The sequence below is a fragment of the Streptomyces noursei genome (genome assembly GCF_001646665.1).
Taxonomy (GTDB): domain Bacteria; phylum Actinomycetota; class Actinomycetes; order Streptomycetales; family Streptomycetaceae; genus Streptomyces; species Streptomyces lavendulocolor.
Map to the genome: position 1 here is coordinate 1 of NZ_LWBU01000158.1, position 25,116 is coordinate 25,116.

Annotated in this window: 24 protein-coding genes and 1 riboswitch; of the genes, 12 read left to right on the plus strand and 12 right to left on the minus strand. The window is 68.7% G+C overall.

The features are described 5' to 3' along the window. Nucleotides 1-16: 16 nt before the first annotated feature. Both proP and bcp read right to left on the minus strand, forming a co-directional pair. Nucleotides 17-1,498 carry a glycine betaine/L-proline transporter ProP gene (proP, locus tag A4V12_RS12110; protein ID WP_064069309.1) on the minus strand — a complete coding sequence of 494 codons (1,482 nt, stop codon included), beginning with the start codon at nucleotides 1,496-1,498 and terminating at the stop codon, nucleotides 17-19. A gap of 129 nt (nucleotides 1,499-1,627) precedes the next feature. Beyond that, nucleotides 1,628-2,095: a thioredoxin-dependent thiol peroxidase gene (gene bcp / locus A4V12_RS12115; protein WP_064069310.1), complete on the minus strand. Its 468-nt coding sequence runs from the start codon at nucleotides 2,093-2,095 to the stop codon at nucleotides 1,628-1,630. Nucleotides 2,096-2,227: 132 nt separating this feature from the next. Between bcp and A4V12_RS12120 the strand changes: the two genes are divergently transcribed. The 3 genes from A4V12_RS12120 (at nucleotide 2,228) to A4V12_RS12130 (ending at nucleotide 3,445) form a co-directional block, all read left to right on the plus strand. Further along, nucleotides 2,228-2,548 (plus strand): DUF3618 domain-containing protein, encoded by a 321-nt coding sequence (locus A4V12_RS12120; protein WP_064069311.1) that lies wholly within the window; start codon nucleotides 2,228-2,230, stop codon nucleotides 2,546-2,548. 55 nt (nucleotides 2,549-2,603) lie between these two features. Then, on the plus strand, nucleotides 2,604-2,942 hold the full coding sequence (locus A4V12_RS12125) for a GroES family chaperonin (RefSeq protein WP_064069312.1): 339 nt from the start codon (nucleotides 2,604-2,606) through the stop codon (nucleotides 2,940-2,942). A 77-nt stretch (nucleotides 2,943-3,019) separates the two neighbouring features. Beyond that, nucleotides 3,020-3,089, plus strand: a riboswitch (guanidine-III (ykkC-III) riboswitch). 35 nt (nucleotides 3,090-3,124) lie between these two features. Next, complete coding sequence (locus A4V12_RS12130) at nucleotides 3,125-3,445, plus strand: DMT family transporter (RefSeq protein ID WP_064069313.1); 321 nt, start codon at nucleotides 3,125-3,127, stop codon at nucleotides 3,443-3,445. A gap of 33 nt (nucleotides 3,446-3,478) precedes the next feature. On the opposite strand, the gene A4V12_RS12135 is transcribed toward A4V12_RS12130, so the two are convergent. Beyond that, entirely contained in the window at nucleotides 3,479-5,872 is a 2,394-nt protein-coding gene (locus tag A4V12_RS12135; RefSeq protein ID WP_064069314.1) for a transglycosylase domain-containing protein, read from the minus strand. Between the two features lie 191 nt (nucleotides 5,873-6,063). Here A4V12_RS12135 and A4V12_RS12140 point away from each other — a divergent pair, with 191 nt between their 5' ends. From A4V12_RS12140 to A4V12_RS12160, 5 genes are all read left to right on the plus strand, one after another. Then, nucleotides 6,064-6,864 (plus strand): ABC transporter permease, encoded by an 801-nt coding sequence (locus tag A4V12_RS12140; protein WP_064069315.1) that lies wholly within the window; start codon nucleotides 6,064-6,066, stop codon nucleotides 6,862-6,864. Between the two features lie 40 nt (nucleotides 6,865-6,904). Further along, a complete protein-coding gene (locus A4V12_RS12145) occupies nucleotides 6,905-7,669 on the plus strand; it encodes an ABC transporter permease (protein ID WP_107415399.1) in 765 nt (254 codons plus the stop codon). A 4-nt stretch (nucleotides 7,670-7,673) separates the two neighbouring features. Continuing rightward, nucleotides 7,674-8,645 (plus strand): ABC transporter ATP-binding protein, encoded by a 972-nt coding sequence (locus A4V12_RS12150; protein WP_064069317.1) that lies wholly within the window; start codon nucleotides 7,674-7,676, stop codon nucleotides 8,643-8,645. A gap of 26 nt (nucleotides 8,646-8,671) precedes the next feature. After that, a complete protein-coding gene (locus tag A4V12_RS12155) occupies nucleotides 8,672-9,346 on the plus strand; it encodes a DUF1707 SHOCT-like domain-containing protein (protein ID WP_064069318.1) in 675 nt (224 codons plus the stop codon). 91 nt (nucleotides 9,347-9,437) lie between these two features. Next, nucleotides 9,438-10,727, plus strand: coding sequence for a DUF445 domain-containing protein (locus tag A4V12_RS12160; protein ID WP_234372155.1), 1,290 nt, complete (start codon nucleotides 9,438-9,440; stop codon nucleotides 10,725-10,727). Nucleotides 10,728-10,816: 89 nt separating this feature from the next. Here A4V12_RS12160 and A4V12_RS39480 read toward each other — a convergent pair whose 3' ends face one another. Genes A4V12_RS39480 through A4V12_RS12170 form a run of 3 tightly spaced genes read right to left on the minus strand, consistent with a single transcriptional unit; the run spans nucleotide 10,817 to nucleotide 11,510 of the window. After that, complete coding sequence (locus tag A4V12_RS39480) at nucleotides 10,817-10,942, minus strand: hypothetical protein (RefSeq protein WP_267893189.1); 126 nt, start codon at nucleotides 10,940-10,942, stop codon at nucleotides 10,817-10,819. Then, complete coding sequence (locus A4V12_RS12165) at nucleotides 10,915-11,217, minus strand: hypothetical protein (RefSeq protein ID WP_064069320.1); 303 nt, start codon at nucleotides 11,215-11,217, stop codon at nucleotides 10,915-10,917. The genes A4V12_RS39480 and A4V12_RS12165 overlap by 28 nt, the downstream gene beginning before the upstream one ends. 50 nt (nucleotides 11,218-11,267) lie before the next feature. Next, nucleotides 11,268-11,510 carry a hypothetical protein gene (locus A4V12_RS12170; protein ID WP_064069321.1) on the minus strand — a complete coding sequence of 81 codons (243 nt, stop codon included), beginning with the start codon at nucleotides 11,508-11,510 and terminating at the stop codon, nucleotides 11,268-11,270. 282 nt (nucleotides 11,511-11,792) lie between these two features. Between A4V12_RS12170 and A4V12_RS12175 the strand changes: the two genes are divergently transcribed. Continuing rightward, entirely contained in the window at nucleotides 11,793-12,404 is a 612-nt protein-coding gene (locus tag A4V12_RS12175) for a hypothetical protein (protein WP_064069322.1), read from the plus strand. 303 nt (nucleotides 12,405-12,707) lie between these two features. Here A4V12_RS12175 and A4V12_RS37490 read toward each other — a convergent pair whose 3' ends face one another. Continuing rightward, nucleotides 12,708-12,884, minus strand: a complete 177-nt coding sequence (locus tag A4V12_RS37490) for a hypothetical protein (RefSeq protein ID WP_159028862.1) — start codon at nucleotides 12,882-12,884, stop codon at nucleotides 12,708-12,710. A 435-nt stretch (nucleotides 12,885-13,319) separates the two neighbouring features. On the opposite strand from A4V12_RS37490, the gene A4V12_RS12180 reads away from it, so the two are divergent. From A4V12_RS12180 to A4V12_RS12190, 3 genes are read left to right on the plus strand one after another with little or no spacing between them, the layout of a single operon-like run. Beyond that, nucleotides 13,320-15,368 (plus strand): helix-turn-helix transcriptional regulator, encoded by a 2,049-nt coding sequence (locus A4V12_RS12180; protein ID WP_064069568.1) that lies wholly within the window; start codon nucleotides 13,320-13,322, stop codon nucleotides 15,366-15,368. Then, nucleotides 15,365-16,330, plus strand: a complete 966-nt coding sequence (locus A4V12_RS12185) for a hypothetical protein (protein ID WP_064069323.1) — start codon at nucleotides 15,365-15,367, stop codon at nucleotides 16,328-16,330. The genes A4V12_RS12180 and A4V12_RS12185 overlap by 4 nt, the downstream gene beginning before the upstream one ends. Then, complete coding sequence (locus A4V12_RS12190; protein ID WP_234372156.1) at nucleotides 16,327-17,208, plus strand: DUF6339 family protein; 882 nt, start codon at nucleotides 16,327-16,329, stop codon at nucleotides 17,206-17,208. Before A4V12_RS12185 ends, A4V12_RS12190 begins: the two co-directional genes overlap by 4 nt. A 24-nt stretch (nucleotides 17,209-17,232) precedes the next feature. Here the strand turns inward: A4V12_RS12190 and A4V12_RS12195 are convergent, their stop codons facing one another. The 5 genes from A4V12_RS12195 to A4V12_RS12215 all read right to left on the minus strand — a co-directional run bounded on the left by A4V12_RS12195 (nucleotide 17,233) and on the right by A4V12_RS12215 (nucleotide 25,091). Beyond that, nucleotides 17,233-18,468: a DNA cytosine methyltransferase gene (locus A4V12_RS12195; protein ID WP_234372157.1), complete on the minus strand. Its 1,236-nt coding sequence runs from the start codon at nucleotides 18,466-18,468 to the stop codon at nucleotides 17,233-17,235. Nucleotides 18,469-18,557: 89 nt separating this feature from the next. Continuing rightward, a complete protein-coding gene (locus A4V12_RS12200; RefSeq protein ID WP_064069324.1) occupies nucleotides 18,558-19,553 on the minus strand; it encodes a DNA cytosine methyltransferase in 996 nt (331 codons plus the stop codon). Nucleotides 19,554-19,642: 89 nt separating this feature from the next. Further along, nucleotides 19,643-22,573, minus strand: a complete 2,931-nt coding sequence (locus tag A4V12_RS12205; protein WP_064069325.1) for a Z1 domain-containing protein — start codon at nucleotides 22,571-22,573, stop codon at nucleotides 19,643-19,645. Nucleotides 22,574-22,591: 18 nt separating this feature from the next. Continuing rightward, a complete protein-coding gene (locus A4V12_RS12210; protein ID WP_064069326.1) occupies nucleotides 22,592-23,566 on the minus strand; it encodes a PD-(D/E)XK motif protein in 975 nt (324 codons plus the stop codon). Next, nucleotides 23,559-25,091 carry an ATP-binding protein gene (locus A4V12_RS12215; protein ID WP_064069327.1) on the minus strand — a complete coding sequence of 511 codons (1,533 nt, stop codon included), beginning with the start codon at nucleotides 25,089-25,091 and terminating at the stop codon, nucleotides 23,559-23,561. Before A4V12_RS12215 ends, A4V12_RS12210 begins: the two co-directional genes overlap by 8 nt. Nucleotides 25,092-25,116 lie beyond the last annotated feature (25 nt).

The following is a 25,116-nucleotide window of genomic DNA, read 5'->3' on the forward strand; positions in this document are numbered from 1 at the left end:
ACTTTGCGGACACTCCCTAGAACCTGGGCTCCGGCGCCCCGGACCGCGCCAGTTCCGCGGCTTCCTCCTGGGTGCAGACCGACGGCGGGGAGCCCTCCAGGGGCCGGCGGGCCGTCTCCTTCATGCACGCGACCGCGATCACGCCGACCAGGGCCGCCGCCATGGCGTAGTAGGCGGGCATCAGGGTGCTGCCGGTGAGGCTGATCAGCGCGGTGATGACCAGGGGCGTGGTGCCGCCGAAGAGGGAGGCGGAGAGGTTGTAGCCCACGGACAGCGAGCCGTAGCGCACCTGGGTGGGGAACAGCGCCGGGAGCGCCGCCGACATGGTGCCCAGCAGGCACACCAGGGACAGGCCGAGCATCAGCATGCCGGCCGTGACGGCGACGACGCCGCCCAGGCCGATCAGCCAGAAGGCCGGGGCCGACAGGAACAGGAAGCCGAGCATGCCGGCCATCAGCAGCGGCTTGCGGCCGTACCGGTCGCTCAGCCGCCCCACCCGGGTGATGATCAGCATCAGGAAGACCATGACGGCCAGCAGGATCAGCAGCCCGTGCGTCGCGCTGTAGCCCAGCTCGTCGGAGAGGTACGTCGGCATGTACGACAGCAGCATGTAGTCGGTGACGTTGTACGCGCCGACGAGCGCGATGCACAGGATCAGCGTCGGCCAGTACTCGCGGAAGATCGTGGCGAGGTCGCCCTTCGCCGAGGTCTCCACCGGGTCGGCCGCCTCGGACGCGGTCGCGCCCTCCGCCTCCAGCTTCCGGAACGCCGGGGTCTCGTCGAGCCGCAGCCGCAGGTAGAGCCCCACCAGGCCGAGCGGTCCCGCGACCAGGAACGGGATGCGCCAGCCCCACGCCTCCATGGACGCGTCGCCCAGCACCGCGGTCAGCACCGTCACCAGGCCCGCCGCGCCGACGTACCCGGCCAGCGTGCCGAGCTCCAGGAAGCTGCCGAAGAAGCCGCGCCGCTTGTCCGGGGCGTACTCGGCGATGAAGGTCGACGCGCCGCCGTACTCGCCGCCGGTGGAGAAGCCCTGGACCAGCCGGAACAGGATCAGCAGCACCGGGGCCCAGAAGCCGATGGACGCGTAGGAGGGGATCAGGCCGATGGCGAACGTGCCGACCGCCATCATGATCATCGTCAGGGCGAGCACCTTCTTGCGGCCGATGCGGTCGCCCATGGGACCGAAGACCATGCCGCCCAGCGGGCGGATCAGGAAGGCGACGGCGAAGGTCGCGAACGAGGACAGCAACTGCGCGGTGTCGTTCCCGGAGGGGAAGAACACATGGCCGATGGTGACGGCCAGGTAGCTGTAGATGCCGAAGTCGAACCACTCCATGGCGTTGCCGAGCGAGGCGGCCTTCACGGCCCGTTTCACCGCCGTCACATCGGTGACGGTGATGTCGGACCGCCGGAGCTTGGGGTTCCGCCGCCGCTGGATGGTGCGGAACAGCATGCGGTGGCGCCTGACCGCCGCAGGATCGGTCGTGGCCGCCATGGGCAGGGTTCCTTTCCCGGACTGTGGATCAATCCAGGGGGAACATCTGCTCGGGAGTGGCGATCGCAAACCGAAGTCCCGGATCATTGGGACTTCGGTCACACGGCGAGGGGCCTTCCGGCGGACGGCTCAGATGCCGAGGTCCTTGATGATCTTGGCCACGTGCCCGGTCGCCTTCACGTTGTAGAGCGCGCGCTCGACCTTGCCCTCCTCGTCCACGACGACCGTGGAGCGGATCACGCCGGTCACCGTCTTGCCGTACAGCTTCTTCTCGCCGAAGGCGCCGTACGCGGTCAGCGTCTCCTTCTCCGGGTCCCCGACCAGCGTGACCTTCAGGTCCTCCTTCTCGCGGAACTTGGCCAGCTTCTCGGGCTTGTCCGGCGACACCCCGATCACGTCGTAGCCGGCGTCGGCGAGGACGTCGAGGTTGTCGGTGAAGTCGCACGCCTGCTTGGTGCAGCCGGGGGTCAGGGCGGCCGGGTAGAAGTAGACGATGACCTTGCGGCCCCGGTAGTCCGCCAGCGAGACGTCCTTGCCGTCCGCGTCGGGCAGGGTGAAGGCGGGGGCGGTGTCGCCGGGCTGCAGTCGCTCGCTCATGGCTTCTCGGCTCCTCGGGAGGGGGATGGCTCGTACGCGTTCAGAGCCTAATGGGGGTCTGGGACAGTCATCGGGTCCCCGAGCTGACAGACTGTCCACCACGGATTCGGCCGGACCTACGGAGGCAGCGCGGTGTCGGAAGCCAGGACCCCTGCGCAGATCGAGGCGGACATCGTCCGCCGACGCGAGCAGCTCGCCGTCACTCTCGACGAGATCGGCGTGCGCGTGCACCCGAAGACGATCATCGGGGACGCGAAGGCCAGGGTGGCCTCGACGGTCGACCAGACCGCCGGGCGCGCCTTCGTCACCGTCAACCGCGTGGTGACGGACGTGAAGGGACGGTTCGTCTCGGAGGACGGCGCGCCGCGTCTGGAGCGGCTGGTGCCGGTGGCGCTGCTCGCCGTCGGTGTGGTGGGGCTGCTCGCGATGAGTGCCCGGCGGCGCCGGGACTGACCCGAGTCATGACCCTCCGGCGTGCGGGACGCGCCGGGGCAGGTAGGTTCGTGGCGTGAGCGAGAACACCCACGACAAGCTGCCCATCCGGATGCTGCACGACCGGGTGCTGGTCCGCAGTGACACGCCCGAGGGCGAGAGGCGCTCGGGCGGCGGCATCCTGATCCCGGCGACCGCCGCGGTCGGCCGCCGGCTCGCCTGGGCCGAGGTGGTCGCGGTCGGACAGAACGTCCGGACCGTGGAGATCGGTGACCGGGTGCTGTACGACCCCGAGGACCGCGCCGAGGTCGAGGTGCGGGGCGTGGCGTACGTACTGATGAGGGAGCGCGACCTGCACGCGGTCGCGGCGGACCGGTTCGGCGGGTCGGAGGACTCGACCGGTCTGTATCTGTAGGGCGGCTCCGGCGAGCGTGCGGGAAGGCCCGGTGGCGGACGTCACCGGGCCTTCGTGCGCGGGCCCGCCACCGGGGCGCGCGCCTTTGCTAGCGTGGAGGGACCCCGACGAGACGCGCCGTACCGGGTCAGGACAAGACGACGCACCCCGTATGTACGTCGTCGCGTCCCGGAGGTGCCGTCATGGCATGGGTCCTGCTGATCGTCGCCGGTCTGCTCGAGGTGGGCTGGTCGGTCGGAATGAAGTTCACGGACGGGTTCACCCGGTGGTGGCCCAGTCTGTTCACCGGCGCCGGGATCGTCGCCAGCATGCTGCTGCTCGCCCAGGCGGCGAAGACCCTGCCGATCGGTACCGCGTACGGCGTGTGGGTCGGCATCGGTGCGGCCGGTGCGGCGGTCGTCGGCATGGTGGTGCTGGGTGAGCCGGTGACCGCCGCGCGGATCTTCTTCGTCTGTCTGCTGCTGGTCGCGGTGGTGGGCCTGAAGGCGACCTCCGGGCACTGACCCGGCGGTACGGCCCCGGGGCCCGCCGGCCGGCTACCGGACCGGTCCGCCGGGCGGCCCGGCCGGCATGACCGGCATGGCCGGCGCGGGGCCCGGCCCCGCCGCGCCCCCGCCGCCGGGGGCCGCGGCGCCGGCGGGTGTGCCGGTCCCGGGGGAGCCGGGCGGGCCTGCCGGGTCCTGGCCGCCCGCCCCGTGCGTCCCCCGCGTACCGCCGCCGGTCCGCGTACCGGCCGATTCGCGGGCGCCGCCCGGTGCGCCGGGGCCCTCGAAGCCGTCGTACCCGCCGGAGCCGTCGCCCCTGCCCCGCTCCGCGCCGGCGTCCTCGACGTCCCAGCCCTCCACGTCCTCCGGGGCACCGGAGCCGGAGGGGTCGGGCTCCTCCAGCTCCTTCTCGGCGCCGTCGGCCAGCACCAGGTCGAAGTCGCGGACCGCGCTGTCGGCCAGCGCCGCCCGGGTGTACTCGCCCCAGATCTCCGCCGGGGCCCCGCCGCCGTTCATGCGTTCCAGGCCCAGCGCCCCGTACAGGGGTTTCTGCGCTCCGGTGTCCGGGTCCTGGCCCATGACGGTGATGACGGTCGCCAGGTCCGGGGTGTAGCCGGCGAACCAGGCCGCCTTGTCGTCCTCCGCCGTCCCGGTCTTGCCGGCGGCGGGACGGCCGGCCGCCTGGGCGGCGGTTCCGGTGCCGCCCTCGATGACGCTGCGCAGCATGGCGGTGGTCGTGTCGGCGGCCTCCCTGCTGATCACCTGCTCGCTCTTGCGGGCGGGCAGGGGCAGCGCGGTGCCGTCCTTCTCGATCTTCTCGACGAGGGCGTACGTCGCGTGCTTGCCGTGGTTGGCGAGGGTGGCGTACGCCTCCGCCATGTCCAGCACGCTGGCGGTGGCCGGGCCGAGCGCGATGGACGGGGAGGGGTTGAGGTCGGGCGTGTCGGGGGGCAGGCCCAGGTCGATGGCGGTCTGCTCCACCTTGGCCGGGCCGACGTCCACGGCGAGCTGCGCGTAGACCGCGTTGACGGACTTGTCGGTGGCGGTGCGCACGGTGATGGGGCCGTAGTCGACGTCGTCCTCGTTGGCCGGGGCGTACCGGCTGCCGGTCCAGCCCTGGACGGCGCGCTTGTTGGTGCCGTCGTAGCGGGTGTGGGGCGAGATGCGGTCGCCGTCCTGGGTGACGGAGGAGTGGTGGACGGCGGCGGCGAAGACGAACGGCTTGAAGGTGGAGCCGACCTGGTAGTCGCGGCGGGTCGCGTTGTTGACGAACTGCCGGGTGTAGTCGACGCCGCCGTACATGGCGACCACCTTGCCGGTGGCCGGGTCGATGGACACGCCGCCGACCCGGACGTAGCGGTCGGTCTCGTTGGAGTCGTCGAGCCGTGCCATGACCTGTTCGTCGACCGCGCCGGCGAGGGCCTCCTGCTTGTCCTGCTGGAGGGTGGTGGTGATGCGGTAGCCGCCCTGGGCGAGGGTCTTCTCGTCGATGACGTGGTGGTCGGTGAGGTAGTTCTCGACCGCCTGGACGACGTAGCCGCGCTGGCCGGACAGGCCGGTGGTGGCCGTCACCTCCTCGGGCTCGGGGAAGGTGGTGGCGGCGCGGGCGGCGGGGCTGAGCCACTTCTCCGTGACCATGGCGTCCAGGACGTAGTTCCAGCGGCGGAGCGCCTTGGCCCGGTTCTCGGGGCGGCCGTCGACGTCGTAGGCGCTGGGGGCGTTGAGGAGGACGGCGAGGTAGGCGCCCTGAGCGGTGGTCAGGTCCTGGGCGTCCCTGCCGTAGTAGGCGCGGGCGGCGGCCTGGATGCCGTAGGCGTTGCGGCCGTAGAAGCTGGTGTTGAGGTACCCCTGGAAGATGTCGTCCTTGGTCTTCTCCCGGTCGAGCCTGATCGAGATGAAGAACTCCTTCGCCTTCCGGACGAGGGTCTGTTCCTGGCCGAGGTAGTAGTTCTTGACGTACTGCTGGGTGATGGTGGAACCGCCCTGGGTGCCCTTTCCGGTCAGGGTGTTCCAGGTGGCGCGGAGCATCGCCTCGGGGTCGACGCCGGGCTGGGAGTAGAAGTCGCGGTCCTCGGCGGCGAGCACGGCGTGCTGCACGGTGGCCGGGACCTGGGAGAGCCGGACGTTCTCGCGGTTGACGTCACCCTTCTGGGCGAGCGGGGTGCCGTCCTCGTAGAGGAACACGTTCGACTGGGCCGTGGCGGCGGCGTTGGCGGGCGGGATGTCGACGAAGTGGTAGCCGGCGAAGAAGCCGCCGATCAGGAGGAGGGCGGCGAGGAGGAAGGCGCCGAGGACCATCCGCCAGGTGGGGAGGAGCCGGCGCAGGCCGGTGCGCTTCCGCCTGCCCTTCCGCTTCCGTTCCGGCGGGACGGGGGTTTCGGCGGGGGGCCCGGCGTCGGTCGGGTCGCGGGGCTCCCAGCCTGGCTGCGGTGGCTCGTCGCTCATGATCTCCGGCCTGTTTCGTCACGTATGGGGCGTTTTGCGAAGTCCCTTCATAGTGCACGGTCCACCCGCCCAACCCCGGCAACGGCAGCCGGAACGACAGCCGAAAACCGCTCGCGGGCACGGATGTGAGCGGGCTAGGCTCCTCGGCTTTGGTGTGTGCCGACGGCGGACGGACGCGGGAGGGGGCCAGGATGCGGCTGTACGCGGCCGTGGCGGCGGGCGGGTTCCGGCGCTATGCGACCTACCGGGTGGCGACCGCCGCCGGGGTGTTCACCAACACCGTCTTCGGCTTCATCCTGGCGTACACCTACATGGCCCTGTGGGACGAGCGTCCGGGGCTCGGTGGCTACGACATGTCCGAGGCGCTCACCTATGTGTGGATCGGACAGGCGCTGCTGGCGACCTGCGGGCTCATGGGCGGCGGGTTCGAGGACGAGCTGATGGAGCGCATCAAGACGGGTGACATCGCCGTCGACCTGTACCGCCCGGCGGACCTCCAGGCGTGGTGGCTGTCGGTCGCCCTGGGCCGGTCGGCCTTCCAGCTGCTGGGCCGGGGCGTGGTCCCGATGGCGGTCGGGGCGCTCGCCTTCGACCTCGCCCTGCCCGGGCACCCGTCGACATGGGCGGCCTTCCTGCTGTCGGTGGCGCTGGGCGTGGTGGTCAGCTTCGCCGTCTGGTTCCTGGTGGCGCTGAGCGCGTTCTGGCTGATGGACGGGGCCGGGGCGGTGCAGGTGGCGTGGCTGGCGGGGACGTTCTTCTCCGGGATGCTGCTGCCGCTGACCGTCTTCCCCGGCGCGCTGGGCGAGGTGGCGCGGCTGCTGCCGTGGGCGTCGCTGCTCCAGGTGCCGGCGGACGTGTTCCTGGAGAAGCGGACCGGCTGGGCCCTGCTGGAGGCGTACGCCTTCCAGGCCGGCTGGGCGGTGGTGCTGCTGGCGGCGGGGCGCGCGCTCCAGGCCGTGGCGACCCGGAGGGTGGTGGTGCAGGGTGGCTGAGCCGGTCGCGGGAGTGCGCGCGTACGGGCTGATCGCCGCGATGTGGGTGCGGTCGACGATGACGTACCGCTTCTCCTTCGCGATGACGCTGCTGTCCAACTTCACGGCGACGGGGTTCGACTTCGTCGTCATCCTGCTGATGTTCGGCCAGGTGGACGGGCTGGGCGGCTTCTCGTTCGCCGAGGTCGCCTTCCTGTACGGGACGACCGGGACGGCCTTCGGGCTGGCCGACCTGGTGCTCGGCCAGGTGCAGCGGCTGGGGCGGCGAGTGCGGGACGGGACGCTGGACACGCTGCTGGTGCGGCCGGTGCCGGTGCTGGCGCAGGTGGCGGCGGACCGGTTCGCGCTGCGGCGGGTGGGACGGGTGATCCAGGGGCTGATCGTGCTGGTGTGGTCCCTGGTGCTGCTCGACGTCGAGTGGACGCCGCTGAAGGCGGCGCTCGTGCCGGTGATGGTGATCGGCGGGTGGCTGATCTTCTCGGCGGTGATGGTGATGGGGGCGGCGTTCCAGTTCTGGGCGCAGGACGGCTCCGAGGTCGCCAACGCGTTCACCTACGGCGGGAACACCCTGCTCCAGTACCCGCCGGTGATCTTCGCGCAGGACCTGGTGCGCGGGGTGGTGTACGTGGTGCCGCTGGCGTTCGTGAACTGGGTGCCGGCGCTGTACGTGCTGGGGCGCGAGGCGCCGGCGGGACTGCCGGGGTGGGCGGCGTTCGCGTCACCGCTGGTGGCGGCGGTGTTCTGGGTGGTGGCGGGTCTTGCGTGGCGGGTGGGCATGCGTTCGTACCGGAGCACGGGGAGCTGATGGAGTGACGGACACCGGATTCATCGAACTGGACGGGGTGGAGAAGGTCTTCGAGGTGCGCCGCAGAACCGGCCGCTTCCGGCGCGAGAAGCGCCAGGTCCGGGCGGTCGACGGCATCGGATTCCGGGTGCCGCGCGGCGAGATGGTGGGCTACATCGGCCCCAACGGCGCGGGCAAGTCGACCACCATCAAGATGCTGACGGGCATCCTCACCCCCAGCGGCGGCCGGCTGCGCGTCGCGGGCATCGACCCCTCCCGCGAGCGCACCCGGCTGGCGCGCCGCATCGGCGTGGTGTTCGGGCAGCGCACGACGCTCTGGTGGGACCTGCCGCTGCGGGACTCCTACCGCCTGGTGCACCGCATGTACCGCATCCCCGACGCCCGCTTCCGCGAGAACCTGGACCGCTGCGTCGAACTGCTCGACCTCGCCGAGCTGCTGGAGGTGCCGGTCCGTCAGCTGTCGCTCGGGCAGCGGATGCGCGGCGACATCGCGGCCGCCCTGCTGCACGACCCCGAGGTGCTGTACCTGGACGAGCCGACCATCGGCCTGGACGTCATCTCCAAGGCGAAGGTCCGCGACTTCCTCCGCGACCTGAACGCCGAGCGCGGCACCACGGTGCTCCTCACCACCCACGACCTCACCGACATCGAGCAGCTGTGCAAACGGGTGATGGTCATCGACCACGGGCGCCTGATGTACGACGGCCCCCTCGGCGGCCTGCACGAGGTGGGCGAGAGCGAGCGGACGCTGGTGGTGGACCTGGAGCGGGAGCTGCCGCCCATCACCGCCGACGGCGCCCGGGTGGTGCGCGTCGACGGCCCGCGCCAGTGGCTGGCGTTCCCCGCCGCCCGGTCGGCCGCGCCCCTGGTGGCCCGGATCGCGGCGGAGTACCCGCTGGTGGACCTGTCGGTGCGGGAACCGGACATCGAGACCGTGATCGCCAAGATGTACGCGGAGCGATCGGCGGGCCTGTGACGGGCACCCGGCACTAGGCTGCCGGTATGACGAGCGAACCGCCCGACATACGGGCTTCGGACGCCGAGCGCGAGCGTGTGGCGGAGCGGCTGCGGGACGCGTACGCGGAGGGCCGCCTCGACATGGCCGAGTTCGAGCAGCGCCTGGACTCCGCCTACCGGGCGCGGACCCACGGGGAGTTGGTCCCGCTCCTGCGCGACCTCCCCGCGGGCGCGGTGGCCCCGGTGGGGGACGGTGCCGGCGGGGCGGCCGGTGCCCCCGCCGTGGCCGGGGGCCCCGGGGCGGGCGCGGCGGGCGGGGAACGCGCCTGGCCGGCCCGGATCGGCAGGCCCGCCACCTCCAGGGGCGCCTTCGCGTTCTGGAGCGGCTTCACGCGGCGGGGCGGGTGGAGCGTCGCGCGCGAGTTCACGGCGGCCGTCTTCCAGGGCGGCGGCGACATCGACCTGCGCGAGGCGTCCTTCGAGGACCGGGAGGTCGTCATCCGGTGCTTCGCCGTCATGGGCGGCATCCAGGTGGTCGTCCCGCCCGACCTGCACGTCGAGGTGTCCGGCTTCGGCTTCATGGGCGGCTTCGACGACCGCGGCGCGGGCGAGGGCACGCCCGGCTCACCGCGCGTACGGATCACCGGGTTCGCCCTGATGGGCGGCGTCGACGTCAGACGCAAGGAGCGCAGGAGCACCCGCAAACAGCTGCGGAAGTGACCTTCCCCGGCTTCCGGGGAACTCGCCGTGCGACTGGGGAGTACCTGGGATAGGGACATAGGTACGCATGCGCGCGGACAGGTGGAGCCGGATGAACCATACGAAGACCTCGCTGGTCGCCTTCTCGTACACGGCCGCCGACGAGGAGAAACGCCGCGGCGTGCGCCGGATGAAGGTCACCGCGACCGCGCTGCTGCTCCTGGTGGCCCTGATCTACGTCCTCGCCACCTGGGCGAGGAGCTCCGGCGTCACCGGCTGGCCCGGCTACGTGGCGGCGGCGGCCGAGGCCGGCATGGTCGGCGCGCTGGCCGACTGGTTCGCCGTCACCGCGCTGTTCCGCCGCCCCATGGGGCTGCCCATCCCGCACACCGCGATCATCCCCACCAAGAAGGACCAGCTGGGCACCGCGCTGGGCTCCTTCGTGGGCGAGAACTTCCTCAACGAGGGCGTCGTACGCGCCCGGCTCCACGCCCTCGGCATCGGCGGCCGCCTCGGCACCTGGCTGGCCGAACCCGCGCACGCCGACCGGGTGACGGCCGAACTGTCCACCGCCCTGCGCGGCGCGCTCACCGTGCTGCGGGACGCCGACGTCCAGGCCGTGGTGGGCGAGGCCATCACCCGGCGCGCCGAGGCGGCGGAGATCGCCCCCGGGATCGGCAAGACCCTCCAGCGGATCGTCGCCGACGGGGCGCACCACGGGGCGGTCGACCTGATCTGCAACCGCGCCCACGACTGGCTCGTCCTGCACTCCGACTCGATCATGGACGCGGTGCAGGGCGGGGCGCCCGGCTGGACGCCGCGCTTCGTGGACCGGAAGGTCGGCGAGCGCGTCTACAAGGAGCTGCTGCGCTTCGTCACGGAGATGCGCGACATGCCCGCCCACCCGGCGCGCGGGGCGCTCGACCGGTTCCTCACCGACTTCTCGGCCGACCTCCAGGGCGACACGGACACCCGGGCGCGGGTGGAGCGCCTCAAGTCGGACCTGGTGGCCCGGCCGGAGGTGCAGGACATCATCGCCTCCGCCTGGGCCTCCGTACGCGCCATGATCATCTCGGCGGCCGAGGACGAGCGCAGCGAGCTCCGCCTCCGCGCCCGCGCCTCGCTGCTCTCGCTCGGCACCCGGCTCGCCACCGACGCCCGTCTCCAGGCCAAGGTCGACGGCTGGATCGAGGACGCGGCGGTCTACGTCATCACCACGTACCGCACCGAGATCACCTCGCTCATCAGCGACACCGTCGCGAGCTGGGACGCCGACCAGACGTCCCGGAAGATCGAGGCGCACATCGGCCGGGACCTTCAGTTCATCCGCATCAACGGCACGGTCGTCGGCGCGCTGGCCGGCCTGCTGATCTACACGGTCTCCCACGCGCTGGGCGGCTGACCCGCCCGCCCCCGGGGGGGGCGTGCCGGGCGGGGGACCGGCCCCTGCCCGACCGGTCACCCGCCCAGCCACTGTGGGGAGGTGCTGTTCTATACGTACGCCGCCGGGCGGGCGTTCAACCGCCCGTACAGCCCCTCGTTCAGCCCCTCGTGGAACCGCTCGTCCAGCGGCTCGTCCAGCGGCTCGTTCAGCCGCTCTTGCGGCCGACCGCCCACGACACCGCCGCCATCCCGCCGGCCACCGAGAACACGGCGGGCCACGCCCCGACCTTCTTGGCCAGCGGGTGCGATCCCGCGAACGCCGCGACGTACGCGGCGGTCAGCCCGGCGGCCGCCGCGCCCCCGCTGCGCTGCTTCCACTCGCGCGCCGCCACGGCCCCGGCCGCGGCCAGGGCCACCCCGCCGAGCGGCCGCTTCTTCGTCCAACGCGCCACGGCGTACCCGCCGACGAGCCCGCTCGCCGCCACCACCGTTGCCGGAACCCTCGCCATCTCCGCTGCCCTGCCTTCCGCCGTCCGTCCGTTCCTGCCTTGCCCCGAGGCTAACGCGGCGGACGCGCACGCCCGCGGCGGGCCCGTACCACCACGGCCGAGCCCAGGAGCAGCGTGCCGCCCAGCACCAGACCGGCCTGGGCGGCACCACCGGACAGGGAACGCGCCACGCCGCCGGGCAGCAGCAGGGTCCCGCCCGTCACCAGCAGCGCGGCGCCGGCGGAACACAGCACGCCCAGCAGCAGCCAGCGCAGCCGTCGCGCCCGGGGGGAGGTGCGGAGGGGTCGAGCCATGATCGGATCCACCTGTCGTTCGGTGAGGTACGGGGCAGTGCCCCGCCATCGTGTGCCGCGCCGCGCGCTCCGCCCCGCCGACGCGGCCGGTGCGGCCCCGCGGTCACCCCCGCGCGCGGCCCGGCCCCGCGCGCGGCCGTACCGCACCCGGCCGACGGCACGGTGACCACCGGATGACGACACGGCACCGACCGGGCCGGTGCAGGACCCTTCCTGCCACCATCGCGTAACGGCGGGGCCGCCCGCGGATACGCCCGGGCCGCCCGCGGGCACGAACCCCGCATGCCGACCCTCATCCCGCCGCAGCTCTTCGCCACCGACCCGCTCGTCGTCGCCCAGGACGGAGTCGCCACCGTCCACCAGCTGATGGACCTCGGCTGCGCGTCCTCCGTGACCACCGTCCACTGCCGCCCGGCCGGCCCCTGGCGCCGCCTCCTGCCCCGCGTGATCGCCCTGCGGACCACCCCGCCCACCCCCCGCCAACGGCTGCGCGGCGCCCTCCTCTACGCGGGCCCCGACGCCCTCCTCACCGGCCCGGCCGCCCTCGCCCTGTACGGCGTGACGTCCCTGCCCGCCACCCCGAGGGTCGACGTCCTGGTCACCCACCGCACCGCCCCGCGCGGCCACGCCTACGTCCGCGTACACCCCACCACCCGCCCCGCCCGCCGCGTCCCGGTCGACGGCCTGGCCTGCGTACCCCTCCCGCGAGCGGTCATGGACACCCTCCCGTCCCTCCCGACCGACGACGCGGCCACCGCCCTCCTCACGGAGGTGACGCAGCGGGGCCTCTGCCACCACGACGACCTCCTGGCGGAGGCGGCACAGGCCCAACTCCCGCTCCTCGCAGGGGTGATGGCGATGTTCCGGGGGGCGGGCGAGCCGTGGATCCCGTAACGTGACCCGCGATTCTCCGGCACGGGCGGGGAAGATTCGTCGCCACTCTCGTTGACCCCATGGCGTTCGGCTGCGATGCGCCCGCAAGGTGACGTGGCGGGGAGCCGCTCCGGGCGGACAGAACGGTGAGGCTCATGCGACTCGACAAAGGCTCGGCGTTGCTGTCACGGAGGAGGCGGTGATCGATGTGATCACCGCCCCCTCGACTTGCCACGAGCTGACTACTGCACCCCTTACGAGGTGTTGGCCCGGCTCCGGAAGCCGCCCTTCCAAGCCACGACGGGTGCCCGGCCGCACGTCGATTCAACGCAGCGAGTTGTCTTCCTCGTTGACGTCGTAGTGGCGCACGGCAATGTCGTAGCAGCCGTTCTCGGTCTCGATGCGCCCCGTCGTGCCGCCCTTCGTGTGGTTGAGGGAGACCGACGCCTTGCAGTCGGCGGGTACGGAAAAGCTGAACTCGACCATCCTCTTCGCGATCACGCGCGAGAATCCTTTCTTCTGGATCCTGTTGTACAAACCGGCTGATGTTTCGCTTGTCGTGCTTATTGTCTTAAGTTCGCAATCCGGGCGAAACGGACAAGACTTGCGATGTGTGCCTGGGTGGTCGCTGCGCACGTGACCGCCCCCGGGTCGCACGGCTCGCCTCAACGAGCCCTGACGACTGCTCCGTTCATGCGGTACCGCACGATGCAGCATCGTACATCTGTCCGGACGGGCGACGCCTCCCGAATCCGACGACCTTTTGCCGTGTTCACTTCCGTCCTTTTTGTGTGTATTCATCGGTTTTTACGCGCCCTGCGATGCTAGAACTCTTCATTTCTTAGGGTCGGATGAAGTGTTCCCTTGTACGATCTGCAAGCGCAGAGATGAAAGGGTGCGGGAGTGACACAAGACTTCGCAGATTGGCTCAACGGGATGCTGCTGCAACGGGACTTGTCGCAGAAGGAGCTGGCTCAGCTCGTGGGGGTGACGCCGGCGGCGGTGAACGCCTGGGCCAAGGGGCGGTCCGTTCCCCGGTACGAAAAGATCGCCGACATAGCGGAAGCGCTCGGAGTTGCTGTCGAGGACGCTGTGAGTCGCCGTCCTCCCGAGTCGACGCCGTCCGAACTGGAGTGGGTCTTCCAGAGGGCTCCACAGGACGGCAGCAGGACGGGTGGCAATGTTGCGGCGTATGCGTTCGCCGCCAACCTCGAGGTGTTGGCGCGGGAGGCGACGCAGAACAGTCTCGACGAACGGCTCGAGCGCAGGTTGCCGGTGACCTCACGATTCGTCCTGCACGAACTGACGGGCCGCCAGCTTCACGATTTCCTGACCGCCCTTCGGTGGTCCTCGATCGAGAGGCACATCCGCGAGGCGGCCGACCGTAGGCAGAAGACGGGACGAGTGCTCCTCGACGGCCTCAACGAGCTGGAGCGCACCGGTCGCCTGGTGTTGCTTCGGGTCGACGACTACAACGCCACCGGACTCACCGGCCCCGACTATGACGACGGTCGTTTCGCCCGCGTCATCCGGCGAACCCTGGACAGCGGCAAGAATGGCGCCCAGGGCGGGTCGTACGGTCTGGGCAAAGCAGCTCTGTGGGCGGCGAGCAGGTTCGGGCTCGTCCTGGTCAACAGCACCCTCTCCGAAGCACAGGACGGCCGGCACGAGCGTCGCATGGCGGGCAGGCTCGAACTGCCTTGGCACAGGGTGGACGGTGAGGACTTCGCCGGCCCGGCCTGGTTCGGAATCAAAGACAGGGAGCGTACGAACTCGGTGCGGTCCTGGTGGGCCGACGACGTCACCGCCGAGAGCCTGTACATGGAAAGGAGTGACTCCTCCCCGGGTACCTCCTTCTTGGTCGTCGGTGCATACGACGGCTCCGGCGACACCGAGCAGTTGGAGGACATGCACGACCAATTGGTCAACGGCGTCGCGCGCAACTTCTGGGCATCCATGGTCGGCGGTGAGCAGGTCGGGCCCTTGCTCCGCGCATCTGTCTCGGCATGGCGAAACGGTCACGTCGTAAGAGCTGAGCGTTTTGTCGACCCCCATGCTCACGAGCCTGCGAGGTCACGTGCGGTGAAGGCCTTCCTGGATGGGAGGACGACCGCCGAATTGACGTCGCGCGAGGACGTGCTGAAGGCGTCCGTGACACTGCGCCTGCCCGCTCGGAAGGAGCCCGACGCCACTGATGAGCAGCGGCCCACGTCCCATGAGGCCGTACTTCTGGTCACTCCGACCACTGAGGACGACCCCAAGCCAGACCACATCGCCTACATGCGATCAACGCGGATGGTGGTGCGCTACAAGAGGGTCAGCGATCTGCCTCTGGGACATCGGCGCTTTCAGGCGGTTCTTCTCACCGGTGTGGCCACCGGGGTGGACAGCCCGGATGCTGTCGCGGCCGAACGGCTTCTGCGCACGGCCGAGCCGCCCGACCACAACGACTGGACCAGCACCGAGGACCTCACGGCCACCTATGTGCGGGGAGCCAGGCAGTGCATTCTCGACTTCAAGAGGGCGGCCGAACAGTCCATCCGTGAGCTGTTGGCGGGGCAGGAGGAGGAGAGCGACACCGACGAGGGGCCGCCGATCCTGCGGGACCTGCTGACCCTCGAGGCCCCCACCAAGGCACGAACCCAGGGCTTTCCCGTGGTCCACGCCGTGGAGGGCGACGTGACGGACAGCGGAGCCTGGAAGGTCCGAGTGACCGTGAAGCTGCCGGAGCGGGACGCCCCGTGGGTCTTGGCGCCGGTTGCCAGATTCGTCGTGAGGTCGGGCGGCAACATACCCGTGAAGTGGGCCGGCATGCTCGTCCCGGAGCGCGACTGCGAGTTGACCGCAAGCGGAAACCTGCGATTCCGTGAAGGGGCGAGGAGGGGCATCTTCAGAGGTGTCACGGATGCGTCCACCCACCCGGTGGCAGCCGGCATGTCGTGCATCGAGGTGGACGTTCCGAGGGCCAAGGAGATCGCGGAGTGAAGAAGGCCTACCCCTATCCGATCCTGGCCGGAGAGGTCGCGCTCGCTGCGGACAAGGTCTGGGTGGACAACATTCCTCTTTCCTTGAATCTCGTCTCCGAGTCGGAGCGAGTGATCGCCCTCCACGCGATCAAGCGCGATTGGGAGGAGATACGGATCAAGATCTCAGTCTCGGTGGATGCCGACGAGTTGGCGGACGGCACGTGGGTGTCGCCCGTCTGCCTCGCCGTCGTGCGCAACAGGCGGACGAACGTTCGTCTTTCGTTCCCCTTGAAATATCAGGAACGTGGGCGCTGGAGCGGTGAGGTGGAACTGCGCCGCGGCGAGCATGTGGGTCGTTGCGAGATCGATGCGTGGATCGCCGCCCGGGTCGACGGTGTGGAAGGCCGCCTGATCGGCCGAGCGGAAAGGCGCTGGAGTGCTGACTTCGAGGCCAAGCAGCCGACGAGGCAGCGCAGTGTCAAGATGCTCTGGAGGAACTTCGTGGACCATCCGCAGCTGAACGAATTCCGCGACGACCCGTGGATTCTGGACGCCGAGGCAGGGTCGCCGATCCTTTATCTGAACTCCTCGCTGGAGGGATTCAGGGCGGTGCTCGACAACGCTTCCACCCCGGAGCAGAAGCTCGTGCGTGAGCTCATGGCCACCCAGATTGCCGGTGAGGTTTGGACAGCGATGTTCAACACCGCTCTCTACGCCAGCGCTGTTGAACGGGGAGAGCCTCAGTGGCCCGGGGGCTGGCACGAGGACGTGCTGCGGCGAATGCTGCCCGACTTCTTTCCCGAGACGTCGCCGGACGAGGCGCTCGTCGACCTGGTCGGTCGCCGTACGGCGGGGGAGAGCGGATCCGACATGCACGTCCGTCTCATGCATGCGGTCACCGTGCACTCGAAGAAGCAGAAGACTGTGGCGAGTACGGTTCGTGCTCTGGCTCGCCCGGCCAACACGGGGGACGAGGCATGAACCCATGGGAGAGCCCTGAGTTCCCGGCGAGAATAGGGCGGCTGTCGGACGCCGTCGCCGCGCGCTCCATCACTCCACGTGTCCTCCAGGGATTCGAGACGTTGTCCTTCTCCTCCTTCAAGGGGAAGGCCGAGGAGCCGCTCGACGACACAGCGCGTTGGTACTCCGCCCCGGTGATCGAACTGCTGACCGAGGCGAAGCGGCGATTCTCGGAGTCGGCTCCCACGGCAAGTGACGCGTGGTTGGCCCCTCGGCTGCACTGCACCCTCCGGCTCACGCGTGCGGAGGCGTCGGACACGGGGATCTGGAATTTCCTGGCACTGTGCGTGGCCCCGGACTTCGTCCAATGGCGTTGGGGGCGCGGTGAGAGCGGCCGAGAGGTGGCCCAGGCCGCCCGCTTCGCCGGTCGATGGGATCTCCAGTGCTTTTCACGCCTATGGTGGGCGGCTGAGCTCTTCCGAGACGGGAAGAACTATGGACCGGTCGAGCTCGCCTGTGGAAATCAGGACATCCTCAACACGGTATTGAGACAGGAGATGATTCAGCACCGGCCGGCGGCCCAGGCGCTGCTCAGGCTGCTGCACAGGGGTGCGGTCAGCACGGGCCGAGAGGTCAACGCCGCCGCATCCGTTGCGAATGCGGCAGGCGCCACACTGGTGTACGAGGCGGTGGCTCCCGACGAGATCCAGGATGCCGAAGCCCTTCACGAGTGGATCTTCAGTGCCGGAGAAGGGCCGGCGATCCAGTACGACACTTTGCCCCAGGGACCGAACGACGGCAGTGTTCCGCACCGCTCCGCGGAAATACTGACGGAGTGGTTCGAGAAGCTTTTCGCCGATGCGCCGGTCAGGGGCAGGCGGACGGTGGACGAAGGGTAGCGCCGCCCGTTGCGGCTGCGCCGTTCAGGCGCTCAGTCGTTCGTGGATGGCCTGGGCCAGAGCGCGGCCCAGGCCTACGGGCACGGCGTTACCGATCTGCCGCGCGATCTGAATCTTGCTGCCGAACCATTTGAAGTCGCCAGGGAATCCCTGGATCAGAGCGGCTTCATAATGGGTGATGGGGCGGTTCTCCTTCGGGTGGAGATATCGGCCCTTCTCCGGCTTGTAGAACTCCGTGCGGATCGTGACCGACGGGCGGTCCTCGTGCATGCGTCCCATGACGTCCCCGGAGCCGGTGTTGTGCTTGTCCCAACTCTCCGTGGACAGGTACTTCTTCTCACCGTCGACGACGGCCCATTTACCCCGAAGGTCGTGACGGTTTCCACCGGGTCGAATGGCCTTGTACCGCTCCAACGACAGGCCGGTGGGTGTGCGGCCGATGTGCAGCTCCGTCGTCAGATAGGGGCCGGGCAGAAGGAGCCCCAGAGGCTTGTCCTCCCGCTGGGGGAGGTTGACCAGGGGAGCGTCCTTCGGTGTGCGGTCGAAAACCGCACGACCGACAGCGACCCACGGCTCCAGCGGCGAGGGCTGCTTTCCGTCGAGAGTCGGTTGGGAAAGAGTTGCGTTCCGCGCGTGCGTCGGACCCGGGTGCTCAAGAGGAGCGCCGAGATCCTTGCGGGTGGCGATGACGATCGCCCTGCGGCGGGCCTGGGGAACTCCGTAGTCCGCAGAGTTGAGGACTCTCGAGCGAAGCTCGTAATCGGCGAGAGGGCCCCCGCGCCGGGTCGCGGTCCTCAGCTCGTCGAACTGGCGGGAGGAGAGGAAACGATCGACGTTCTCCAGGACGAAGATCTTGGGCTTGATCGTGGTGACCACGCGCATGTACTCGATCCACAGCTGGTTGCGCGGGTCGTCCACTTTGGGCTTGTCCGGGTTGTTTCTGTGCAGGGCGGAGAAGCCCTGGCACGGTGGGCCGCCCATGACGACGTCCACCTGTCCTTCGTAGGGCCGGGCGTCCCAAGTGCTGATGTCGACATTGGCGACATGAGCCGTGCCGAAGTTGGCCGCGTACGTGGCGGCTGCTGCTTCGTCGAACTCGACCGCCGCGACCGACCGGAAAGGTGAGGATCCCTTGCCGGCCGGTTCGTACGCGCGAAATCCGGCCGAGAACCCGCCCGCGCCGGAGAACAGGTCCACCACCGTGATCTCGGGTCGGGCTGAGATTGTGCCCGCAGCAGTGTCGGTCAAGGTGGTCGCCATGGGATGGGATTCTACTAAGGCGCACGCGTGGGCGGCGTGAGGCCTCCGGCAACCGGTGCATCACGGCCGCCCGCGAGCCGACCACTGCTTCAGGGGGTACGCGTGGAGTGACGAAGTGCAGACATGATCTGTCGTCCGACCGCCGCAGCCAGCGGCGGGGGTGTGGTCTGGCTGATCTGCCGGTACGCCGATGTCTTTCTGCCGACGATCCCCCATTCCCTGGTGAAGCCCTGGAGGAGAGCCACCTGGTCCACGGTGATCCGTGGCAGACCGAACCGTGGTTCGACATCGAAGTTCATACGGAAGTCGGGCCCCGGCACCGAGTCGCCGATGCTTCCGCCGTAGACGCCCCAGCGTGCCCAGATCGCCTTGGCGCGGCTGGCGCCGAGGTCCGCGCCCCCACGGCCGGTGGCTCCACCCATGATCAGTGGCGCCGGCTCGGAAGCTCGGGCTGCCCAGTCGGCGGCCTCCGGCCAACCGGCGGAGGCCATGGACTCATGAAGGGTCTCGCCCATGCTCGGGCAGACGCCGGGGTATGGCTCGGGCCACTCGAAGTGCGACAGATCATCGGGGTGCATGGCGACCATGAAGCCGTGCGGACGGTGCTGCGGCACACCGAAGTCCGTGGCCGTGAGGACGGCCGACTTCAGTTGGTAGCCGAGGTCATGGACCGCTTCCTGTACGGCTCGACGCTCCGTCTCGAATTTTGCCGCGTGGAGAAAGGTGGGAATATTCTCCAGCAATAACACCCTGGGCCTGATGTAGGAGGCCATGTCCAGCGTGGCGCGAAGGGTGTCCCGCTTGTCGTCCGTCGCGAGCTGCTTCCCTGCGATGCTGTAGGGGGAGCGAGGAAGACCGCAGCTGAGCACATCGGCATAGTCCATCGGCTCGTGGTGCACGGGCTCGATGTGATTCAGATCGTCGTGGACGATGTACCAGTGAGGTCGGTTGCGTGCCAGGGTGGCACAACTGTCCGCGTCGATGTCCACAGCGGCGACGACATGGAACCCCGCCTGTTCGAGGCCCAGAGCCTGCCCGCCCACCCCCGCGCACAGCTCCACCACGGTGAAATGCCGCTCCTGCATGTGCCCGCCTTCCCCACCCCGACACCGGCTATCCATGTTAGAGAGATCTGCCGCATGTGTGTCGAGGCAGGGACGGGTACGGGGTCGGCTCACCCTCCCGTGTCGGCCGAGTTGATCGTGGTGAAGCGAATCACCTTCCCATCACTGCTTCGTGCCGAGGCCGGAGCCACGAAGGTGAACGCGATCACGACCTTTCCAGGGTCGATGCGCCCGGACGACTCGATCTCCCTCCTGTGCTCCGGCTCTACCACCGGATAGAGGGAGACCACCCCGCGCCGCTCGGAGACGTACTGCTCCGTCGTGTCGTTCCCTCCGTGGGGAAGAGCGCCGGCGATGCGGAGAGCAGCCGCACGGTGCTTGGGCTCGCTGATGGCGCCGAACACCTCGCCACGGCGGCGTTGACGACCGAACCACGAAATGGACCGGGACGACGTGCCGATGGACACCTGCTTGTTCCGGGACGTGTGCTGCGGCGCGAGTACGAGCCAGTCGTCCACCTTCGCGGGAGAGGTACGACTGATCTCCTCCAGATAGGTGAGGTGCGGGTCGAACCGCCCTGCGACGTCCCACTTCAGTGATCGCACCAGGGTCAGGAACTCGCTGTTGGAAAGAACCCCGGTGAGGGCGTCGAAGCGGTGGTGGGTCTCAGCCTCGTCGAAGTAGTACGCGAATGTGCTCGGAGTCGTCGACAACGCTTCGAGCACGGGTTGCCATCGGGCAGTGTTCTCGCGAAGGTCGGACGTGCTCGACGGATATGCCGTCGGTTCCTCCCATTTGCCGGGTGAGTGAATCTCGACGACACGCGTGTTGTACATCTTGTTGGCACTCGCCGGTTTCAGCCAGGCGAGGTGCTGAGTAACCAGTGGAGGCACTTGCTCGGGAGTGACCTGCGGCTCGCCGTCGACCAGGACGGAGTACTGCCGCAGCTCCTCGCGGAAACTCTCTTCGTCACGGCAGATGGCCCCGAACGCCTCGTACAGGTCGATGTCCTTTCGGCCCATCGACTCCTCGCGCCCCAGGTACAGCCGGACCAGATCCTGATATCCCTTGCGGAAGCCGAACCACCGTCCCATCTGCATCAACGTGGAGGCGTTGTTGGTGCGGCGGCGGTAGTAGGTCACGGTGAGGCCTTCGACGGTGAAGCCGCGGGCCAGCTTCTGACCACCGATGAGGATCTTCCACAAGGAGCGCTTGTCGAAGTCGGCCTCGCCGTTCTCGATGTCGTTGTCACCGTTGACGACGATGATCGGCCGATCGTCCCCACCGATGCGGATGGCCGCGGCACCGATGTACGGGGACAGGTCGTCGTACGAAGGCGGGATCGGAAATCCGTCCGCCCTGACGTGCGACACGGGAGCCACGTCTGTGTCGAAGAGAGCGCGGAGGCGCTCATGACCCGACGGGCCGGTGTATCCGGCGGACCACCACATCTTCTGCACCCGCCCGCGGAGCTCACGGTGATCGGCCGTGCGAACGGACTCGTGAATCAGCATGGTGTGGTGTTGGAAGTATCGGTCCCCGAGGCCGTTGGCCTCGCGATACAGTTTCATGGCCGCCGTGAGGACGAACATGTCCATCGCTTGCTGCAGTGCAGTCTCGTCATCCTCGGAGGACAGATGGATGTCGCGCACGTGCGCTTTCTCGTTCGAGTTCGCGAAGGTGCGTTCCGCCGGCGGGATCGGCGAATCCAGGTCGTGGAAGTCCTGCACGCCCATGTATCCCTCCGGGCGCGGAAGCGAGACGATGAAGTCCTTCGGGAAGATGTCCTCGGTGTCGCTCGGGTCGATGAACACGTTGGCGAACGGTGTCGCCGTGTAACCCACGTACTGGGCTCGGGGGAGGAGCCTCAGGAGCTCGGAGATCTTCTCATTGATGGCGGTGCGTTCGGCGTTCGGCTTGTTCGGGTTCGATGTGTTGACCGAGGCCTCGTCGGACTCGTCGTCGATGATCAGGACGGGAATCTCGCCGAGCGGCGTCTTGATCTTGTTGAGATCCTTGACCAATTTAGTCAGAACGGTCTTGTTCTTCTTGACCACCATCAGGCGGGCGGAGGAGCGGTGCAAGTTCCGCGGGTCGAAAAGGGGAAGCGCCGGCTCCTGCTTTTCGAACTCCAGGGCGACGATGCCTTGAAGGAGGCTCTTGTAGTCGTTGTCCCTCGTCGTCATGCGGACGATGTCGAAGCCACCGAGGGCGGACGGCAGACCACCGTGTGCGATGAACTCCCCCCGACTCCAGGCAGGATCGTCCGCATAGTCGGACTCGTACTCGGAGGCGCCACGCAGAATGTTCTCGCGTCCCACGAGTTCCATGTCGAGACGGCGCTGTGTCTGTGCCCGCAGCAGATTCAGAGTCCCACCCAGCACGATGATCAGGCGGTAACCGGCATCGGCGGCCTTTGCGATGACCCCTGTGAAGTTGGCGGTCTTGCCCGACTGCACATAGCCGACGACCAGCCCTTTGGACTGGTAGGCGCTGTCGGACGTCGGATTGGCGAGTCGCTCCACCACGCGGTCCGAAGCCGCGTCGAGACCCGCGACGGCCGCTTCCGACCAGCCCTTCCGTGCGAGTAGGCGCCTGTATGCCGGCCAGTACCAGGAGCGGCCCTGCTGCGACTGGGGCGTGTACCAGGGAGTGAACCTGTCGCTGATCACAACCGGCCCGGACGCCTTGGGCACGGGGATCAGGGAGTTGAGGAGCTGCTGAGTCCGTTCCGACACTCCGAGAAGAGCGAGGGCGGCAGTACGACGTTCGTCCGTGCGCGGATCCGTCCGGGACCAGGCGGGGTTCTCCACGTAGTCCCAGTGCGTGAGCTGCTTGCGCCACAGCTCCACCAGCTGGTCGGTTGCATGGGCGCTGCTCAGGACTTGCATGAAGTCGGTCTCCGTCGCAAGGAGCTGGGCCTCGGGGCCCTCCTCCTCGGCCTGGTACTCCAGGGCGCGTCGGAGGTTCTTCGGCCGGATGTCCATTCCTGCCAGCGCCGAGGTGTGCAGGGTGATCCGTAGCATTTCCGCGGAATTCATTGATGGGTCCTCGAGTGCTTACGGGAGGTGGAGATCGGTCAAGATGTGCGGGGGGCTGGTGGGCGCCTCGATGTCGGTCACGTCCACTGTGTAGGTGATGTTCGCGATGTGGTTCCGAAACGGCTCGGGGATCAACTGCGGGTCGAGGCGCGGAAGACGGCCGTCGACCGGGAGAGCGAGTGGCTTCGTCCGCAGGCGCCATCGCTCGTCGTCACGGAGACCGGCGTCCCAGCCGCACGCGATCAGTTGCTCGTCCAGCAGGTCGAGGCAGGCGGGTGCATGCTCGCCCACACGGCTCCGCACGGAATCCACGCACGAGCTGAGTGTGCGCCCGTCCGACCCCCCGCGAGTGACCTGCAAGGAGAGCAACCACAGCGGCCGGTGAACGGACGGTGTCAATTGGCCCAGGCCATGGATGCCGTGGCGACGGCGTTCGGCGGAGGTGGTTTTTACCTCGAGGTCGAAGCCGGCGAGCCCGAAGTCGTGTTCCTCGCCGCGGGGGCCCTTCCACGACTCGACAGCCGTGGACCAATCCTGCGAGCGGGCGATCGAGGCCAGGGCCGCGAGTTCCCCCATGAGACCGATGCGCTGCTCCGTACTGAGTCCGCGCGGCCTGTCCAACAGCGCGCTCCAGGCCCGTACGGTCTCGGCGAGTGCCTGGTCGAGTGTGCGTTCCTGACCGACTATGCGATCGGCGACGGCGTTCAGCAGGTCGTGGAAGTCGCGTATCAGAGTGGCTTGGGTCGTTCTGATTCGCGCCATCCGCATACCCCGCTCCGCGATCTGGTCGATGCGGATCGACGCCAGCGGCGATCGCGGCGGTTGGTGTCGTCGCCCCAGTTCCACGTGGAGGGCTATTTCGCGGCCGTCGTCGCCGATGACGTACCACACCTCGGGGCGGGCGGAGGGCGGCGAGAGCCGGTACGACGTGCACTGTCCCATGCCCAGGTAGTGCTCGACCGAGTGCCAGGGCACGTAGGAACGCTCAGTCATCGTCGGCCACCCTGTCCAGCTCTGCCCGAGCCGCGGAGATCAGGATGGACTGCCAGAGCTGCAGATTGTCCTTTTCGCGACTGCCGCTGTACTCCTTCTCGAAGACCTGGTGCAGGAGCATGTACATCAAGGACTTGATGAGAGGGGCGTCATTGAGGCCGCCGCGTCGGCCGCCCAGAATCGCGGCTCGATAGTGTTGGTTGAGGACGATGGTTCGATCCTCGCGATCGACCGCGAAGAAGAGTTCGTTGTCCAGCTTCTGCCAACGCAGCGAGATCGGTTCCTCGGACGGGATGATCGGGAGTTCGTCCTCGATCGTCTCTCGCACGACGGGGTCCAGTCCCTTGCCGGGTGGTAGGACCGGTTTCCGCGTGGTGCCGGAACGCTTGCGAGCGTCGCGGTAGACAGATTCCGCGGCAACCAGGTAATCGAGGAAGGTGCGCCCACTCGCGTCGGCCTTCTCCAGCGCGGCGCTGAATTCGGGGGTTGCCTCGACACCCGACTTCTTCACTGTGAGCCGAAAGGCGTCGCCCGGGTCGTCGGGCAGGTCCACCGCGACGCGCGCCAGGGACAGATGCTGCTCGGGCTGACGGAAGTTGTTCCATCCGCCGGCTTGCACCAAGCGGTCATGACGGTAGAAGTAGAAGCCCTGCCGGTCCATGACCGAACCCACCGCCCTGTACTCGTCGAGATTCGACTTCGGAGTCCAGATGTGGGCTTCAAGGGTGACCCCACCGACTGAAGGAAGGGCAGCCGTGAAGCTCCTCGGGTAGTCGGGGTGACCAGTGACCGGGTACCCGAACGGGTCGAGTGGCTCGACGCCGAAGTTCATGTAGACCGTGCCGGTGCGCACGTCCTCGACCGCGATGGTGATGTTGAAGTCGTCGCGGGCAAGGAAACGGTGGAGATGGAGCCCCAGGTGCAGGCCCAACTTGTTGATCGTCCGATGGAGATAGCGGTCCGTCTGACCGCCGCCCCCGTGCTTCGGGAAACCCTTGACCCCGTCCCACCGGACGACGGTGCCCTGCCACTCGATGGGCCGCTTGTTGTCATAACGGTCGATGAGGCTCTGGGCATAGTCAGGGGCCACGATGTCGCATTGGAATCCCGACACGGCGCGCGCCATGAGCCATCGGCGGCCGACGGCGCGCGTGCGTTTGGTCGTGGTGACCACCGTGACGGCCGAGGCGTGACTGGGTGAGGCGGCCTTGAGGCCGGTCCCGAACATGCCCAGCGCCCCGGCGGCGTAGTCACGTCGCCCTCCCACGGTCATGGCGACGTCCAGGGCCTTCTCGTCCATGCCCTTGCCGTCGTCGACCACCAGGAGACTCACGAGTTGATCACCGTCTCGGAGGAAGTGGACGACCACGTCCTTCGCCCCGGCGTCGATGGAGTTGTCGACGAGGTCGGCGATCGCGACCTCGAAGCTGTAGCCCTGGCTGCTCAGCGCTTCCATGTAACGCGCGTCGGGCGGAAGGCGCTTGCTCCCGGCGGTGGGGACGTCGAACTGCCAATCGTGAGCCATGTCCTCGCCTTGCTTGCCGAGTGGA

Excerpts from the sequence above, each read along its gene's own strand:
- proP (WP_064069309.1), bottom strand. The coding sequence starts at position 1,498 with ATGGCGGCCACGACCGATCCTGCGGCGGTCAGGCGCCACCGCATGCTG.
- bcp (WP_064069310.1), bottom strand. The coding sequence starts at position 2,095 with ATGAGCGAGCGACTGCAGCCCGGCGACACCGCCCCCGCCTTCACCCTG.
- A4V12_RS12130 (WP_064069313.1), top strand. The coding sequence starts at position 3,125 with ATGGCATGGGTCCTGCTGATCGTCGCCGGTCTGCTCGAGGTGGGCTGG.
- A4V12_RS12135 (WP_064069314.1), bottom strand. The coding sequence starts at position 5,872 with ATGAGCGACGAGCCACCGCAGCCAGGCTGGGAGCCCCGCGACCCGACC.
- A4V12_RS12140 (WP_064069315.1), top strand. The coding sequence starts at position 6,064 with ATGCGGCTGTACGCGGCCGTGGCGGCGGGCGGGTTCCGGCGCTATGCG.
- A4V12_RS12145 (WP_107415399.1), top strand. The coding sequence starts at position 6,905 with ATGTGGGTGCGGTCGACGATGACGTACCGCTTCTCCTTCGCGATGACG.
- A4V12_RS12155 (WP_064069318.1), top strand. The coding sequence starts at position 8,672 with ATGACGAGCGAACCGCCCGACATACGGGCTTCGGACGCCGAGCGCGAG.
- A4V12_RS12160 (WP_234372155.1), top strand. The coding sequence starts at position 9,438 with ATGAACCATACGAAGACCTCGCTGGTCGCCTTCTCGTACACGGCCGCC.
- A4V12_RS12165 (WP_064069320.1), bottom strand. The coding sequence starts at position 11,217 with ATGGCGAGGGTTCCGGCAACGGTGGTGGCGGCGAGCGGGCTCGTCGGC.
- A4V12_RS12170 (WP_064069321.1), bottom strand. The coding sequence starts at position 11,510 with ATGGCTCGACCCCTCCGCACCTCCCCCCGGGCGCGACGGCTGCGCTGG.
- A4V12_RS12175 (WP_064069322.1), top strand. The coding sequence starts at position 11,793 with ATGCCGACCCTCATCCCGCCGCAGCTCTTCGCCACCGACCCGCTCGTC.
- A4V12_RS12180 (WP_064069568.1), top strand. The coding sequence starts at position 13,320 with ATGCTGCTGCAACGGGACTTGTCGCAGAAGGAGCTGGCTCAGCTCGTG.
- A4V12_RS12190 (WP_234372156.1), top strand. The coding sequence starts at position 16,327 with ATGAACCCATGGGAGAGCCCTGAGTTCCCGGCGAGAATAGGGCGGCTG.
- A4V12_RS12195 (WP_234372157.1), bottom strand. The coding sequence starts at position 18,468 with ATGGCGACCACCTTGACCGACACTGCTGCGGGCACAATCTCAGCCCGA.
- A4V12_RS12200 (WP_064069324.1), bottom strand. The coding sequence starts at position 19,553 with ATGCAGGAGCGGCATTTCACCGTGGTGGAGCTGTGCGCGGGGGTGGGC.
- A4V12_RS12205 (WP_064069325.1), bottom strand. The coding sequence starts at position 22,573 with ATGAATTCCGCGGAAATGCTACGGATCACCCTGCACACCTCGGCGCTG.
- A4V12_RS12210 (WP_064069326.1), bottom strand. The coding sequence starts at position 23,566 with ATGACTGAGCGTTCCTACGTGCCCTGGCACTCGGTCGAGCACTACCTG.
- A4V12_RS12215 (WP_064069327.1), bottom strand. The coding sequence starts at position 25,091 with ATGGCTCACGATTGGCAGTTCGACGTCCCCACCGCCGGGAGCAAGCGC.